The sequence below is a fragment of the Streptomyces sp. R35 genome (genome assembly GCF_041053035.1).
In the GTDB taxonomy this organism is placed as follows: Bacteria; Actinomycetota; Actinomycetes; order Streptomycetales; family Streptomycetaceae; genus Streptomyces; species Streptomyces lutosisoli.
Map to the genome: position 1 here is coordinate 1,124,746 of NZ_CP163440.1, position 15,096 is coordinate 1,139,841.

General features: G+C 70.7%; 14 protein-coding genes. 5 read left to right on the top strand and 9 right to left on the bottom strand.

The window, feature by feature from the left end; all coding sequences use genetic code 11:
- Positions 1–22: 22 nt before the first annotated feature.
- Complete coding sequence (locus AB5J50_RS05530) at positions 23–1,060, top strand: methyltransferase (protein ID WP_327426479.1); 1,038 nt, start codon at positions 23–25, stop codon at positions 1,058–1,060.
- Positions 1,061–1,217: 157 nt separating this feature from the next.
- Here the strand turns inward: AB5J50_RS05530 and AB5J50_RS05535 are convergent, their stop codons facing one another.
- From AB5J50_RS05535 to AB5J50_RS05575, 9 genes are all read right to left on the bottom strand, one after another.
- The gene (locus AB5J50_RS05535) at positions 1,218–1,985 is read right to left on the bottom strand and encodes an AfsR/SARP family transcriptional regulator (RefSeq protein WP_327426480.1); all 768 of its coding nucleotides are present in this window, start codon (positions 1,983–1,985) and stop codon (positions 1,218–1,220) included.
- 247 nt (positions 1,986–2,232) lie between these two features.
- A complete protein-coding gene (gene rfbB, locus AB5J50_RS05540; RefSeq protein ID WP_369255422.1) occupies positions 2,233–3,213 on the bottom strand; it encodes a dTDP-glucose 4,6-dehydratase in 981 nt (326 codons plus the stop codon).
- Entirely contained in the window at positions 3,210–4,274 is a 1,065-nt protein-coding gene (locus tag AB5J50_RS05545; RefSeq protein WP_369255424.1) for a glucose-1-phosphate thymidylyltransferase, read from the bottom strand. The genes rfbB and AB5J50_RS05545 overlap by 4 nt, the downstream gene beginning before the upstream one ends.
- A 14-nt stretch (positions 4,275–4,288) precedes the next feature.
- Complete coding sequence (locus tag AB5J50_RS05550) at positions 4,289–5,701, bottom strand: acetyl/propionyl/methylcrotonyl-CoA carboxylase subunit alpha (RefSeq protein WP_369255426.1); 1,413 nt, start codon at positions 5,699–5,701, stop codon at positions 4,289–4,291.
- A gap of 6 nt (positions 5,702–5,707) precedes the next feature.
- Positions 5,708–6,235 (bottom strand): acetyl-CoA carboxylase biotin carboxyl carrier protein subunit, encoded by a 528-nt coding sequence (locus tag AB5J50_RS05555; protein ID WP_369255428.1) that lies wholly within the window; start codon positions 6,233–6,235, stop codon positions 5,708–5,710.
- Between the two features lie 4 nt (positions 6,236–6,239).
- Positions 6,240–7,940 carry an acetyl-CoA carboxylase carboxyl transferase subunit alpha gene (gene accA / locus AB5J50_RS05560; protein WP_369255430.1) on the bottom strand — a complete coding sequence of 567 codons (1,701 nt, stop codon included), beginning with the start codon at positions 7,938–7,940 and terminating at the stop codon, positions 6,240–6,242.
- The gene (locus AB5J50_RS05565) at positions 7,937–8,194 is read right to left on the bottom strand and encodes an acyl carrier protein (RefSeq protein WP_369255432.1); all 258 of its coding nucleotides are present in this window, start codon (positions 8,192–8,194) and stop codon (positions 7,937–7,939) included. Before AB5J50_RS05565 ends, accA begins: the two co-directional genes overlap by 4 nt.
- A 36-nt stretch (positions 8,195–8,230) precedes the next feature.
- A complete protein-coding gene (locus AB5J50_RS05570) occupies positions 8,231–9,454 on the bottom strand; it encodes a ketosynthase chain-length factor (protein ID WP_369255434.1) in 1,224 nt (407 codons plus the stop codon).
- Complete coding sequence (locus AB5J50_RS05575; protein WP_369255436.1) at positions 9,451–10,719, bottom strand: beta-ketoacyl synthase; 1,269 nt, start codon at positions 10,717–10,719, stop codon at positions 9,451–9,453. Before AB5J50_RS05575 ends, AB5J50_RS05570 begins: the two co-directional genes overlap by 4 nt.
- Before the next feature lie 214 nt (positions 10,720–10,933).
- On the opposite strand from AB5J50_RS05575, the gene AB5J50_RS05580 reads away from it, so the two are divergent.
- From AB5J50_RS05580 to AB5J50_RS05595, 4 genes are read left to right on the top strand one after another with little or no spacing between them, the layout of a single operon-like run.
- Positions 10,934–12,364 (top strand): NDP-hexose 2,3-dehydratase family protein, encoded by a 1,431-nt coding sequence (locus tag AB5J50_RS05580; RefSeq protein ID WP_369255438.1) that lies wholly within the window; start codon positions 10,934–10,936, stop codon positions 12,362–12,364.
- Entirely contained in the window at positions 12,361–13,359 is a 999-nt protein-coding gene (locus AB5J50_RS05585) for a Gfo/Idh/MocA family protein (RefSeq protein ID WP_369255440.1), read from the top strand. Before AB5J50_RS05580 ends, AB5J50_RS05585 begins: the two co-directional genes overlap by 4 nt.
- The gene (locus AB5J50_RS05590; protein ID WP_369255442.1) at positions 13,356–13,958 is read left to right on the top strand and encodes a flavin reductase family protein; all 603 of its coding nucleotides are present in this window, start codon (positions 13,356–13,358) and stop codon (positions 13,956–13,958) included. The genes AB5J50_RS05585 and AB5J50_RS05590 overlap by 4 nt, the downstream gene beginning before the upstream one ends.
- Complete coding sequence (locus AB5J50_RS05595; RefSeq protein WP_369255444.1) at positions 13,888–15,042, top strand: acyl-CoA dehydrogenase family protein; 1,155 nt, start codon at positions 13,888–13,890, stop codon at positions 15,040–15,042. The genes AB5J50_RS05590 and AB5J50_RS05595 overlap by 71 nt, the downstream gene beginning before the upstream one ends.
- Positions 15,043–15,096: the final 54 nt, after the last annotated feature.

Below are 15,096 nucleotides of genomic sequence, written 5' to 3' on the forward strand. Positions count from 1 at the left end.
GGGAGTTGACGATGCTGGTGTCATGACAGCTCCCGCTCTCGAAGCCGTGACGAACCTCCGCAGACTCGCTCTCGCCGCCGGTCACGCGGCCGCGCTCCGCGCCGCGGCGCAGCTGGGTGTCGCCGACGCGCTCGGCGAGGAACCCGCGACCGCCGCCGAGCTGGCGCGCGCGGTCAACGCCGAACCCGGCACGCTCGACCGGCTGTTGCGCGCACTCAGCTCGCAGGGCGTGTTCACCGCCCAGGGCGACCGCTACGCGCACACGCCGGTCTCCCGACTGCTGCGCACCGACACCCCGCGCAGCCTGCGCGACATGGTCCTGTGGGCCACCGAACCCTGGACATGGGACGTATGGCCGCACCTCGCCGACGCCGTACGCACCGGGAAGGGCGGTTTCAGCGAGGCGCACGGCAAGGACTTCTTCACCTATCTGTACGAGGACGCGCCGGAGTCGGCCGAGGTCTTCAACCGGGCCATGACACAGGCCAGCCGGCTCTCCTCGGCGGCCATCGCGGAGTCGCTCGACCTGCGCGGCGACCTCACGGTGGTGGATGTCGCCGGCGGCCACGGCGACCTCATCGCGACCGTCCTGGAGCGCGATCCGTCCCTCCAGGGCGCCCTGTTCGACCTGCCCGGTGTGCTCCCCGACGTCGACCCGCGGCTGCGCGAGGGCGGTGCGCTGCACGACCGCTGCCGGCTGGTGGCGGGCGACTGCCGGGACTCGGTGCAGGTCGAGGCGGACGTCTTCATCCTGAAGAACGTCCTGGAGTGGGACGACGCGGGCACCGTGGCCGCGCTGCGCAACGTGGCCGCCTCCGCGCGTCCGGGCGGGCGGGTCGTCGTGATCGAGAACCTGGTCGACGGAAGCCCGGAGACGGGGTTCACCACGGCCATGGACCTGCTTCTGCTGCTCAACGTCGACGGCAGGAAACACCTGCGCCAGAGTCTGCTGCGCCTGGTGGAGGAGGCCGGTCTCACCGTGACCGACGTCCGGCCCGTCGGGCCGTATCTGCACATGATCGACAGCCGTGTTCCCGAACGCCGGGACACCGGTAGCTGACGGCCGCGGGAAGACAACAGCCGTCCACCTCCGTCCGGGGCTCCACGCCCCGGGCGGAGTGCGCCCGGCGAGCATTTATTACTTTGCGGTATCCGAAAGCTGATGGCGCCAATAAATCGTGCGCGAGCTATTTTCCCGGTTGCCTTTCAAGGGATATTCAGTGGGAAACGCTCGACGCCACACGGTCGAGAATCGCCAGGGAGTCTGCCATGGGGTCGAAGCACAGCATCGCGTGCTGCAGGCCCCGTATGCGTGGGGACGGTTCGAGACCCAGGTCGGTCACCAGACGGTGCCGGTACTGGTGGAACGAGTCGAGCGCGGCGGACAGCCGGCCGGCCCGGAACAGGGCCAGCATGTGCTTGACGCGGATCCCCTCGTGCAGGGGGTAGCTGCCCACCAGGACGGTCAGTTCGCTCTGCACTTCACGGTGCCGGCCGAGCCGCAGGTTGGCCTCGATGCGCATCTCGGTCGCGGCGAGCCGGCTCTCCTCCAGGCCGCAGATCTGCGGGTAGAGCAGCGGCCCCGGGCGTACGTCGCTCAGTGGGGCGCCGCGCCAGAGTTCGAGCGCGCGGGACAACAGCCCTTCGGCCTTCTCGTTGTCGCCCTGCTCCAGGAACTTCTGTCCCTGCTCGACCAGGGTTTCGTACGCGCTGAGGTCGTGTTCGGTCTGGTCGGCCTGCAGGAGGTACCCCGGGACCCTGGTGACGAGCGCGTCCGACGGAGGCTGGCCCATCACCTGTGAGATGTCTCGGAACATGCGGCGCAACTGCAGGACGTACGTCTGGAGCGTCGTGGACGCGCTGCGCGGTGGGCGCTCGTCCCAGAGCTCCTGGATCAGGGACGCCGTGGACACCGCACGGCCGGGCTCGAGCATCAGCATCGCCAGCACACTGCGAGGCTTGGGTGCCGTCAGGATTTCCGCCACTTCGACATCATCGATGGTTAACGTACCGAGCACTCCGAGCTTCATCTTGCTACCCCCAGGATGGCCAAAAACAACTTACCCCCGCAGTCAGTGCTGCTAAGGCGATCCGAGACGAATCAGATTATCACGAGAAGACATCAAGAACATGACTTACTCGCGAGTTTTAAGATCAGGACTGCACACAGAATGTGCTGGACCTAATTAACCAGCGTCATGCTTCAAACGTGGACACAGTCCGTTACCGTTATTACCCCTCCCTTTGAACAAAGCTTTGACCTATGCGCCACTCAGGGTGATCCACATACCAGCGAACAGTCTCGGCCAGTCCCTCGTCGAAGGGGATACGAGGAGTGAAGCCGAGCGCGCGCAGCTTGCCGGCGTCGAGGCTGTAGCGACGGTCGTGACCCTTGCGGTCCACGACGTGCTCCACCATGTCCCAGCCGCGGCCGCAGGCTTCGAGCAGGCGTTCCGTCAGCTCACGGTTGGTCAGTTCGGCGGTGCCCGCGATGTGGTAGACCTCGCCGGGGGCACCGCGTTCGGCGACGAGCTGCACGCCACGGCAGTGGTCCTCGACGTGCACCCAGTCGCGGATGTTGCCGCCGTCCCCGTACAACGGCACCTTCCGGCCCTCCAGCAGCCTGCTGATGAAGAGCGGGATGACCTTCTCGGGGAACTGGCGCGGCCCGTAGTTGTTGCCGCAGCGGGTGATCGACACGGGCAGGCCGTGCGTGACCGCGTAGGCACGGGCCACCAGGTCGCCGCCGGCCTTGGACGCCGCGTAGGGCGAGCGGGGCCGGAGCGGGGCGTCCTCGTCCCACGAACCGGCGTCGATGGATCCGTACACCTCGTCCGTCGAGACCTGCACGATGCGCGGAGTGCCCGCCTCCAGACAGGCCTGGAGCAGGGTCTGGACACCGAGCACATTGGTCCGTACGAATTCGGCGGCGCCGGTGATGGATCGGTCGACGTGCGATTCCGCGGCGAAATTGACGACCACATCTTGGCCAGGTATGACCTTGCCCAGCAGCTCGGGGTCGCATAAATCTCCCCACACCAACTCGCACCGCACATCGTCCAAATTGGCTGGATTTCCGGCGTAGGTCAATTTGTCGAGAACCGTGACCTCCGCGTCGGCATATGAGGGATACTCCCCGGCCAGCACGGCGCGCACGTAGTGCGAGCCAATGAAACCGGCGCCACCGGTGACCAGAATCCGCGGGCCGCTCATGACGCGATCTGCACACGGCTGCGGTCCCCGAGGACGAGGCGGTGGGCGGACGGCGGTTCGGGAGTGCGAGTGATCTCCACGTCCTGGCCTATCAGCGAGGACTCCAGCGGCCGCACCCCGGTGATCGAGGCGCGCGGCATGACGATGGAGTCACGGATCCAGCTGTCGGCGATGCTGCAGTCCTCGGCGATCGAGGTGTAGGGGCCGATACGGGAGTTGGTGACGGTCGCGCCGGAGCCGATCACAGCGGGGCCGACGACCACGGAGCCGGTCACACGCGCCCCGGGCTCGACGACCACCTGGCCGTTGATCTCGCTGTCGCGCACGATCCCGGCGCTGGACGGCTCCAGGGATCGAAGCACCAGACGGTTGACCTCCAGCATGTCGGGCACGTTGCCGGTGTCCTTCCAGCAGCCGGTCATGACGGCGGCCTCCGCCCGCAGATCGTGGTCGATGAGCCACTGCACCGCGTCGGTGATCTCCAGTTCGCCGCGGGCCGAGGGCTCCACTTCGGCGACCGCCTTGTGGATGGCCGAGCTGAACAGGTAGACGCCCACGACGGCGAGATCGCTCCGTGGCCGGCGGGGTTTTTCCTGAAGTCCCGTCACCCGGCCGTCGGCGGACACCTCGGCGACGCCGAACTGCCGGGGGTCGTCGACCTGCGCGAGCATGATCTGCGCGGCGGGCCGCCGCTCCCGGAAACGCTCCACGAAGTCGGTGATGCCGTCGAAGACGACGTTGTCGCCCAGATACATCACGAAGTCGTCGTCCCCGAGAAAGTCGCGGGCTATCTTCACGGCATGGGCCAGACCGAGCGGCTCCCGCTGCCACAGATAGGAGACCTCCAGGCCGAACCGCGAGCCGTCGCCGACGGCGGCCTGGATCTGGGCACGGGTGTCGCCCACCACGATGCCGGTCTCCGTCACCCCCGCGGCGGCGATCGCTTCCAGACCGTGGAACAGCACCGGCTTGTTGCCCACCGGCACGAGCTGTTTGGCCAGCGTGTGGGTGATCGGCCGCAGCCGGGTTCCTGAACCGCCGGAAAGCACGAGCGCTTTCATGAGCTGAACCTTCCCTACGAGGCGTTCGGTGGTTTCACCTGTGCGGGACCCAGGTCCTCGGTCCCTCGGGCGGCCGGTCCCGGCTCCAGGAGCCGGCCGACGAGCCCGGTGTCGTGCCGGGCCGTGCTGAACTCGTCGCTGTCGACGACCGAGCGGAGGAAACCCGCCGTGGTACGCATGCCCTTGCCGTCGACACGGACCTCGTCCAGGGCCCGGCCCATCCGGGCCAGCGCGAGCTCCCGGTCGGGGGCCCATACGGTGACCTTGGCGAGCAGCGGGTCGTAGAAGACGGAGATGCGCGAGCCCCGGCGCACATGGGTGTCCACGCGCACGAACGGGCCCGACGGCAGGGCGAGTTCGTCGATGACTCCGGGGGTCGGTGTGAACTCCCGGTCGGCGTCCTCGGCATTGATGCGGCATTCGACCGCGCAGCCGCGCGGCGCGATGTCCTGCTGGCCGATCCGCAGCGGATGGCCCGCGGCGACCCACAGTTGCTCATGGACCAGGTCGATGCCCGTGACCAGCTCGGTGACCGGATGCTCCACCTGGATACGGCAGTTGACCTCCATGAAGTAGAAGCGGCCGCTGTCGTCGTAGAGGAACTCGAAGGTGCCCGCGCCCACATAGCCGGCGGCCTTGGCGCCCTGGACGGCGTGTTCCGCCATCGCGGCGAGGACGTCCTGGTCCAGGCCGGGTGCCGGGGCCTCCTCGATCAGCTTCTGGTGGCGGCGCTGTACCGAGCAGTCGCGCTCGCCGAGGTGGATGACGTTGCCGTAGTGGTCGGCGAGCACCTGGATCTCGACGTGGCGCGCGGACTGCAGATAGCGCTCCAGATAGACCCTGCCGTCCCCGAAGACGGCGGCGGCGTGGCGCCGGGTCTCCCGGTAGACGGCGGGGAACTCGTCCGCGCCGTACGCCACTCCGATACCACGGCCGCCGCCGCCCGCGACCGCCTTGACCACCACGGGGAAGCCGATCTCGGCGGCGAGCGCCTCGGCCTCGCGGGACGACGAGACGGGGTCCAGGGTGCCGGGCAGCAGGGGCAGCCCGGCATCGGCCATGAGGGCGCGGCAGGTGGACTTGTCGCCCAGCGCCTCCATCACCTCCGGGGGCGGGCCGATGAAGGTGATGCCCTCGGCGGCGCACACCTCGGCGAAGTCGGCGTTCTCTGAGAGGAATCCGTAGCCGGGGTGGATGGCGTCGGCTCCGGTGCGCCGGGCGGCTTCGATGACGGCCGGGATGCTCAGGTAACTGGCCTGAGCCGAACCGGGGCCGATGCGGACCGCCTCGTCGGCATACCGTACGACCTCGCTGTCGGTGTCCTCGGTGGAGTACACGACGGCGACCCGGATGCCCAGTTCCCGGCAGGCGCGCGCGACGCGCAGCGCGATCTCACCCCGGTTGGCGATGAGGACGGTGCGGAACACGGCGCCTCACCGCCCGTCGGCCGGGACGAGGGAACACAGCGGGTCGCCGTACTCGACCAGGGCGCCGTTGGGCTGCAGGAACTCGTCGATGACGCCGTGCCGGTCGGACTCGATGGGGATCATCAGCTTCATCGCCTCGACGAGGCCCACCTGTTGACCGGGCACGACCGTGTCCCCCTCGGTCACGAAGGGCTTGGCGCCGGGTTCGGGCGCCCGGTAGAAGACCCCGACCGTCGGGGCGTGGATGTGGTCGAGCGGTGACTGTGCGGCCGGTGCCGCACCGTTCGGGGCCGGTGCGGCCGTCGCGGGCGAAGCGGGTGCCGGTGCGGTGGCCGCCGCGGGGGCCGCGCCCGGCCAGTCCATCTCGATGGTGACGGGGCCGACCGTCACACGGACCGCGGACGGCGGAACGGGAGCCTCCGACAAGAGCTCGATCATGCTTGTCTTGGCGGCCTCCAGGACCGTGGGAAGGGTGTCGGGACGTCCGTCGCTCATCAGAGCGTCGAGGGTGGCAACGCTGTCGGGCGTGGGCATTTCACTACCTCTCCGGTACCGGGCGGTCGGGCGTGTCTGAGCCTCCGAACACGCGGAACCGGGCCCGCCGCCTGGCCAGCAGTTGATCGGTGGTCAGCTCTGTCAGTTCTTCGAGCAGCGGCCGTACGGCACCGGCGAGGCGCTCCGCCGTGGTCCGATGGTCGCTCTGCGCACCACCCTCGGGTTCGGGGACGACTCCGTCGACGACCCCCTGAGCGAGCAACTCCCGTGCGTGCAGCCCGAGTTCGCGGGCCGCGAGGGGGGCCGCGTCCGGGTCGCGCCACAGGATCGCGGCGCATCCCTCCGGGCTGATCACCGAGTAGACGGCGTTGCTCAGTGCCAGCACCCGGTCGGCGACCGCGAGCCCGAGAGCGCCTCCGCTGCCGCCCTCCGAGACGATCACGGCGACGATCGGCACGGGCAGCCCGGACATCAGCCGCAGGTTCTCGGCGATGGCGACGGCCTGGCCGCCGCGTTCCGCCTCGACGCCGGGGTACGCGCCGCTGGTGTCGACCAGCGTGAGCACCGGGATGCCCACCTTGGCTGCCAGCCGCATCAGCCGGGCGGCCTTGCGGTAACCGGCGGGCACCGGCATGCCGAAGTTCCGCTCCCGCAGCGCCGCCGCGGTATGTCCCTTCTGCTGGCCGATCACCATCACGGGCCGGCCGCCGAGGAGGCCGACTCCCCCGACCGTGGCCGGGCAGTCACCGCCGAGCCGGTCGCCGTGCAGTTCCTGGAAGTCCTCGACGAGCAGGCCGATGTAGTCCAGGGCGGTGGGGCGTTCGAGGTTCCTGGCCAGGCGGACGGCCTGCCAGGGGTCGAGGTCGGGGACCTGTTCCGGGTCGGTGAGCAGGAGAGAGTCCGGTGTGTGGGGCTCCTCCCGCTCGACGTGCTCCGTGGAAGCCAGCGCGCCCAGCAGCCGGGTCAGGGTCGCGCGCAGCTCACCGCGCGGAGCGACCACGTCGACCTGGCCGTGCTCCCGCAGGAACTCCGCGCGCTGGAAGTTCTCCGGCAGCCGCTCGTTGATCGTGCGCTCGATGACGCGCGGTCCCGCGAAGCCCATGCGGGCCCCCGGCTCGGCCACGATCACATCGCAGAGCGTGGCGAACGAGGCGGCCACTCCCCCGTACACCGGATCGGTGATGACGGAGACCGTGGCGATGCCGGCCTCGTCGAGGGCGAGCAGGGCCTGGCTGGTCTTCGCCATCTGCATCAGCGAGATCAGGCCCTCCTGCATACGGGCGCCGCCGGACGCGCAGACGATGATCAGTGGCCGCCGCTCGGTGAGGGCCGTCTCGGCCGTGAGCGTGATGAGTTCACCGACGCCGCCGCTGAGGCTGCCGCCCATGAAGCCGAACTCCATGGCGACGAGGGCCACCTCGACACCGCCGATACGGCCGCGGACGGCGATCGCGGCGTCGTCGAGCCCGGTGCGTTCCCGGGCTTCGGCCAGCCGCTCGTGGTAGGGCCGGGTGTCGGTGAAGCCGAGCGCGTCGTCGGCGGTGCGCGGCGCGCTGAGGAGGTCGGCCGACCCCGGGTCGAGAAGCTGATCGAGTCTCTCCCGCGCCGACAGCCGCCGGTGGTGGCCGCACTCCGGGCACACGCCGGCCGACCGGGCCAGCCGCTTGGCGTAGACGGGGCGCCGGCAGTGGTCGCACAGCCACCAGGCGGCGGCCACCGCGGTCGTGTCGGCGGGGGCGGTCATGAAGTCGCGGCGATCTGGCGCCTGGCCAGTTCGAGGAGCCTGCCCGGCGTGCCGACCTCGTTGACCTCGTCGTCGGTCAGTTCGACGCCGTAGTCCCGTTTCAGCCTGGCCGCGGTCTCCAGGACGGCCAGCGAGTCGTATCCGAGGTCGGCGAAGAGGACGTCCGCGAACTCCCCGTCGAGGTCGGCGCTCTCGCCTTCGCCCGCGCACTCGCGCAGGATGCGGGCGAGCTCGCCAAGGGTCAGCTCTGGCATGGCATTTCTCCTCTGGATTGCTGAGCGGGGCAGGGCTCAGTGGGACGCGCCCACGACCATCGCGGAGTTGAAGCCACCGAGGCCGCGGGCGACGACCAGCACGGCGCCCATACGGAGCTCCAGCGGCCGGTCGACGATCACCTGGAGCCCGTACCGGGGCGACGGCCGGGTGTGCGCCGCCGGGGGAAGGACGCCGTCGCGCAGGGCGAGCAGCGCGGTCGCGACGTCCAGTGGTCCCGCGCCCGCGCACAGCCGGCCGGTCAGGGTCTTGGGGATGGCGACCGGGAGCTCGCGCTCGCCGAAGACCGCGGTGAGCGCGGCGGCCTCCGCCCGGTCGAGGTGCGCAATGCCGGCTGCGTCGGCGAAGACGGCATCGATGTCATCGGGTGCGGCACCGGCGTCGGCGAGGGCGAGTTCGATCGCCCCGCGCAGCGCCGACGTGTCGTCGGCGGGTGCGGTGCCCGGCTTGGGGTCGAAGGTGGCGGCGTATCCGAGGAGCCTGCCGTGGACCTGGGGAGCGTGGCGTTTGCGGGCGGCCGCCTCGTCCTCGACGACCAGGATCGCGCCGCCCTCGCCCGGGACGAAGCCCGCGGCCTCCTCGTCGAACGGGCGGTACGCGAGTGCCGGGTCCTGCGCCGTGCTCAGCTGTCCGGTCGCGGTCTGGGCGATCCAGCCCCAGGGGCACAGGGATCCGTCGACCGCGCCGGTGACCACGGCGTTCAGGTCCCGGCGCAGCAGGCGCCTGGCCTGGGCGAGGGCGTCGAGGCCGCCCGCCTCGTCGGCGACCAGCACTCCGCTGGGGCCGCGCAGGCCGTGCCGGATGGAGATCTGGCCGGTGTTGACCGCGTAGAACCAGGCGAAGGACTGGTACGCGCTGACGTATTCGGGTCCCTGGCGCCACAGGTTGTCGAGTTCCTGGTGGCCGAACTCGAAACCGCCCGCGCTGTTGGCGGTGACCACGCCCACGCCGTACTCGGGCAGTTGCCCGGTGTCCAGGCCGGCGTCACGAATGGCCTGGTCGGCGGCGACGAGGGAGAGCCGGGTGGAGTGGTCGGTCTGGGGGATCAGCCGGCTGGGCAGATGAGCGGCGGGGTCGAAGCCGCGGATCTCGCCGGCCAGGGTGGCACGGTAGCGCTCGGGGTCGAAGCGGGTGATGCGGCCGATGCCGGAGCGGCCCGCGAGGGCGGCGCTCCAGTACTCCTCGGTGCTCAGACCGTTCGGCGCGACGACTCCGATGCCCGTGACGACGGCTGCGTTCACCGTTCCGCCCGACCGGGCCGGGTGAGCACCATCGCGCTCTGGAAGCCGCCGAATCCGCTGCCGACGCTGAGGACGACGTCGAGCCGTGCCTCCCGTGCGACCAACGGCACATAGTCCAGGTCGCATTCCGGGTCCGGCTCGTGCAGATTGGCCGTCGGTGGAACCGCGCCGTTCTCGATGGCGAGCGCGCAGGCCGCGAGTTCGACGGAGCCGATCGCGCCGAGCGAATGGCCGATCATCGACTTGATGGAGCTGACGGGCGTACGGCGGGCGTGGTCGCCCAGCGCCTTCTTGAACGCGGCGGTCTCGTGCCGGTCGTTCTGCTTGGTGCCGGAGCCGTGCGCGTTGATGTAGCTCACCTCGTCGGCCGTCACCCGGGCCTCCGCGAGGGCCGTCTCGATGGCGGCGGCCATCTCCTTGCCGTCCGGGCGCAGCCCCGTCATGTGGAAGGCGTTGCACCGTGAGGCGAACCCGCCGACGCCCGCGTACACATGGGCGCCGCGGGCCTGTGCCCGCTCCCGCTCCTCCAGGACGAAGACCGCGCAGCCCTCGCCGAGCACGAAGCCGTTGCGGCTGCGGTCGAACGGGCGGGAGGCGGTGGCCGGTTCGTCGTTGCGGGGCGTGGTCGCCCTGATCGCGTCGAAACAGGCGACGGTGATGGGTGAGATGGGCGCGTCGGTGCCGCCCGCGATCATGACGTCGGCCGAGCCCTCCTCGATGAGCCGTACGGCGTGGCCGACGGCGTCGAGTCCGGAGGTACAGCCCGTGGAGACCACGGAGCACGGGCCCTGCGCGCCGACGGCCCAGGCCACCTCGGCGGCCATCGAGCTCGGCACGAAGTAGTCGTAGAGGTGCGGGACCGCGAGGTCCGGGTCGACGAGCCAGTCGCGGCCGCCGTGGCTGGCGACGACGTACTCGCGTTCCAGGCTGGTGGTGCAGCCGACGGCGCTGCCGATGGTGACGCCCGTGCGGTAACGGTCGAGTTCCCCGGTTTCGAGGCCGCTGTCGCCCACCGCTTCGCGGGTCGCCACCAGCGCGAACTGGGTGGCCCTGTCGAGTCGGCCGGCCTCCTCGGTCGTGAGGCCTTCCGCCTCCGCGTCGAAGTCGCACTCGGCGGCCACGGTCGAACGAAAGGGCGAGGCGTCGAAATGGGTGATGGTTCGGGTCGCGGTGCGGCCGGAGACCAGCAGGTCCCAGAACGGTTTGCTGCCGATTCCGCCTGGAGCGACCACGCCGACACCCGTTATCACTACGTCTCGGGCCATCCTGTTCATCCCCCGATATCTGAAGTGGATCCGGCTTTCCATGCGGTGCCCCGAAGCATTCGGGGCACCGCTTGAGGCGACCTCGAACGCAAGTAGAAGGCCCGCCTCCCGGTTCGATTCGAGTCGGCGTCGAGGCGCGCGCTAGACGCCTTTGCCACGGTGTGCCCCGCGAGCGCGCTCGCCCTCCATACAGCGGTCTCCAGCGAGGTGAGGCATGGCACGTGACCTTTTGTCGGCCGGGCACAGTCCCGGCCCGGACGCCCGGTTCACCGAGTCGGCGGCGGCCACCGAGGACCGCGCGTCCGTCAAGGCCGCGCTCAACTGGCTGACGGCGCGGCGGGACGCGCACACCTTCGAGGTGACGCGCGTCCCCTTCGACGAGCTCCAGGAGTGGTCCTTCGCTGCGGACACGGGCGATCTCGTTCACCGCAGCGGCAAGTTCTTCACGGTCCAGGGCCACCGGGTGCACAGCGACTACGGGAAGGTCCCGCAATGGGACCAGCCCATCATCAACCAGCCCGAGATCGGCATGCTCGGCTTCGTCGTCAAGGAGACCGACGGCGTCCTGCGCTGTCTGATGCAGGCCAAGATGGAGCCCGGCAACGTCAACGTGGTCCAGCTGTCGCCGACCGTGCAGGCCACCCGCAGCAACCAGAAGCGGGTACACCGCGGTTCGAGCGTGCGCTATTTGGAGTACTTCACCGAGCCCGGCCGGTCCGACGTCCTCGTCGACGTCCTGCAGTCCGAGCAGGGCTCCTGGTTCCTCGGCAAGCGCAACCGCAACATCGTGGTCGAGACGACCGAGGACGTACCGCCGCACGACGACTACCGCTGGATGACGATCGGCGAGATCCAGGAACTCCTGCGGATGGACAACATGGTGAACATGGACGCCAGGACGGTGCTGTCCTGTGTCCCGTTCGCCCGCCCGACCGGAGCACCTGCGCCGGGGCCGCACGGTGACTTCCGCGCCGCCCTGCGCCGTTCGCTGGCACCCGAGGAGGGCGCCCTGCACCCCGCGCGCGCGGTGCTCAGCTGGTTCACGGACACCACGGCCCGGCACGAACTGCGCACCGAGCGCGTCCCGTTGAACCGGATCGAGGGCTGGAACCGCACCGCGGACGCGATCAGTCACGCCGAGGGCCGGCACTTCTCGATCATCGGCGCCCGGGTGACGGCGGGCAGCCGCGAGGTGCTGAACTGGACGCAGCCGCTGCTGGCCCCGCACGGTCTGGGCCTCGCCGCGCTGCTGGTCAAGAACATCGACGGCGTGCTGCACGTCCTGCTGCACGCCCGGCCCGAGGGCGGCCATCTGCACGGCATCGAGCTGGCACCCACCGTGCAGTGCACCCCGGACAACTACCGGGGCCTGCCCGACGGCCACCGGCCGCGGTTCCTCGACCAGGTGACCGGCGTACCCCAGGAGCGGGTGCGCTTCGACGCCGTGCAGTCCGAGGAGGGCGGCCGCTTCCACCACGCGGAGTGCCGCTACACGGTCATCGAGGTCGAGGACGACTTCCCCATCCACGAGCCCGAGGGATACCGGTGGTTGACGATGCATCAGGTGACGCGGCTGCTGCGCCACAGTCACTATCTCAACGTCCAGGCGCGCAGCCTCGTCGCCTGTCTGCACAGCCTGTGGTGACCGGGCGCGGAGCACCGCTGCGGATCGGAGTGCTCGGCTGCGGCGGCATCGCCATGCGCCGGATGCTGCCCGCGATGGCCCGCAACCCGGCGGTCGAGATCGCCGCGGTCGCGAGCCGCGACCGGGATCGCGCCGAGGCGGCCGCGACCCGGTTCGGCGCGGCCGCGGTGCACGGCTACGAGCGGCTGCTGGAACGCGACGACATCGCCGCGGTGTACGTACCGCTGCCTCCCGCGCTCCACGCGCCCTGGACGGCACGGACGTTGAAGGCGGGCAAGCACGCCCTGGTCGAGAAGCCGATGGTCACCGGCGCCCAGGAGGCCCGGGATCTGGCCGCCCTCGCGGAAGAGGGGCAGCTGGTGCTGATGGAGAGCTTCATGTTCCTCCACCACACGCAGCACGCCACGGTCGCCGTCCTGCTGGAACGCGGTGAGATAGGTGAACTCCGGTCCATCACCGCGGAGTTCGGCTTCCCGCCGCTTCCCGCACCGGACATCCGCCACCGGCCCGAGCTCGGCGGGGGCGCCCTGCTGGACGCGGGCGTCTACACCCTTCGGGTCACCCAACTCCTGCTGGGTGGCCCGGTGTCGGTGATCGGCGCGGCCCTGACGACCGACGAGTCGTACGGGGTCGACGTGGCCGGCGACGCGCTGCTGCGCGGCGACACGGGAGTCACCTCCCACGTGTCCTTCGGCTTCCGGCACGCCTACCGCTCCGCGTACACCCTGTGGGGCAGCAGCGGACGGATCGTCCTCGACCGCGCCTTCACCCCTCCGCCCACGCACCGGCCCGTGCTGCGGGTAGAACGGCAGGACCGTGTCGAGGAGTTGACGCTCGCCGCCGACGACCAGTTCGCCAACATCGCCGGCCGGTTCGCGGAGCTGGCCCTGGGCGACGGGGACCCGGCGCCCGAACGCGCGGCGGCCGTTCGGCAGGCGGAACTGGTCGACGCCGTACGCGATGGAGCGCGTACCGGTCCGGGGAGCCCGCCATGACCACCGCGTCCACCGGTGTGGACCGGATCCTGTTGCGCGACTCGCTGTCCCGGTGGCCGAGCGGGGTCGCCGTGGTGACCACGGTCGACTCGGCCGGGGTGCGACGCGGGTTCACCGCCACGGCATTCTCGTCTCTGTCGCTCGAACCGCCGCTGGTCCTCGTCTGTCTGGACCGCACGGCCGACTGCCGGCCGGCGTTCGACAAGGCGGAGGTGATGGCCGTACATCTGCTGCGCGAGGACCAGGCACACCTGGCCCAGCGGTTCGCCACCAAGAACATCGACAAGTACGACGGTCTGCCCGCCTCCGAGGGCCTGCGCGGGGTGCCGCTGCTGGGTGGCGTGGTGGCCAGGATCGAATGCGAACTCGACCGTCGGATCGACGCCGGGGACCACGTGATCCTGGTCGGCCTGGTGCGCCGCTGCGAAGTCTTCGCGGGACGGCCGCTGGTCTATTTCGCCCGCGCGTTCCACGGCCTGCAGACCGGATCCCCACACAGTCAGACCCGAGAGGCGGAGACCCATGCCCATGACGAACACGACGCCCACCGCTCCCCCGGCGGACACGGGGCTGGCGGCGGCCGCGGGCAAGGTGGCTGAGCTCGCCGCCGAGAACGCGGCCGCCGCCGAATCCGCCGACCGGCTCTCACCCGCTGTCGCGGAGGCACTGGTGAGTGCCGGTTTCGCCCGGCACTTCGTGGGCGAGAGGTGGGGCGGCTCGGCCGCCGTGCCGGGGTCGGTCCAGGACCTCACCCGGGCGCTCGCCACGGTGGGGACCGGCTGCATGTCGGCCGCCTGGTGCGGCGGGGTGCTCACGGCGGTGGCCCGTATGTGCTCGCATCTGCCCGAGGAGGGGCAGCACGAGCTGTGGGGCGATGGACCGGACGTGCCGCTCGCCGGGTCCTTCGCGCCGTCGGGCACCGTCCGCGAGGTGCCGGGCGGCTGGCGGGTGAGCGGGACCTGGGGCTTCGCCAGCGGGGTGGACCACGCGCACTGGACGATGGTGGGCGGCGCGGTCCCCGGCCCGGACGGCGTGCCGGCGCTGCGTCACTTCGTCCTGCCGAGCCGCGACTACAAGGTGCTGGACACCTGGCACAACGTCGGGCTGCGCGGCACGGGCAGCAACAGCGTGCTCGTCGACGACGTCTTCGTGCCCGCGCACCGCACCTTCGAACACCGCTCGGTGCTCACCGGCCACACCGACCCCGCTCTCCCGCGCGCGCTCCGGGTCCCCCACAAGCTGATCAACGGGCTGTTCTTCGTGGCACCCGGGATCGGCGCCGTCGAGGGAATGCTCGCCCACTGGACGGGCTGGACCGCGGAACGCGTGGAGATCTACGGGGTCAGGAGCAGCGCTCGTCCGGGGGTGCGCATGGCGCTGTCCCGGGCCGCGGCGGACCTGGACGCGGCCCGGCTGCTCGTCGAACGCGCGGCGGCCGAGGCCGACGGCGCGGAGGTCACCCGGGCGCTGGCACTGCGCGCGACGCGCGACTACTCGGTCGCGGTCGATCTGCTTCTCGACGCGGTGAACGGGCTGCTGCGGATGAGCGGCGCCCGCGGCCAGGGCCAGTCGAGCCCCGTGCAGCGCGGGTGGCGGGACGTGCACTGCATGGCGGGGCACGCCGCGCTCCAGCCGGACGTGAACGCGGACGGGTGGGCGAAGCACGCGCTCGGCGAGGAGTGACACCCAGGCACAGCAAAGGGGGCGGCCGGTGGCCGCCCCCTTCCGCGTCCGCGC

Bases quoted from the DNA above. Each gene is read 5' to 3' on its own strand.
- AB5J50_RS05555 (WP_369255428.1), bottom strand. From the start codon at position 6,235: ATGCCCACGCCCGACAGCGTTGCCACCCTCGACGCTCTGATGAGCGAC.
- AB5J50_RS05580 (WP_369255438.1), top strand. From the start codon at position 10,934: ATGGCACGTGACCTTTTGTCGGCCGGGCACAGTCCCGGCCCGGACGCC.
- AB5J50_RS05595 (WP_369255444.1), top strand. From the start codon at position 13,888: ATGACGAACACGACGCCCACCGCTCCCCCGGCGGACACGGGGCTGGCG.
- AB5J50_RS05565 (WP_369255432.1), bottom strand. From the start codon at position 8,194: ATGCCAGAGCTGACCCTTGGCGAGCTCGCCCGCATCCTGCGCGAGTGC.
- AB5J50_RS05530 (WP_327426479.1), top strand. From the start codon at position 23: ATGACAGCTCCCGCTCTCGAAGCCGTGACGAACCTCCGCAGACTCGCT.
- rfbB (WP_369255422.1), bottom strand. From the start codon at position 3,213: ATGAGCGGCCCGCGGATTCTGGTCACCGGTGGCGCCGGTTTCATTGGC.
- AB5J50_RS05575 (WP_369255436.1), bottom strand. From the start codon at position 10,719: ATGGCCCGAGACGTAGTGATAACGGGTGTCGGCGTGGTCGCTCCAGGC.
- AB5J50_RS05590 (WP_369255442.1), top strand. From the start codon at position 13,356: ATGACCACCGCGTCCACCGGTGTGGACCGGATCCTGTTGCGCGACTCG.
- AB5J50_RS05545 (WP_369255424.1), bottom strand. From the start codon at position 4,274: ATGAAAGCGCTCGTGCTTTCCGGCGGTTCAGGAACCCGGCTGCGGCCG.
- accA (WP_369255430.1), bottom strand. From the start codon at position 7,940: ATGACCGCCCCCGCCGACACGACCGCGGTGGCCGCCGCCTGGTGGCTG.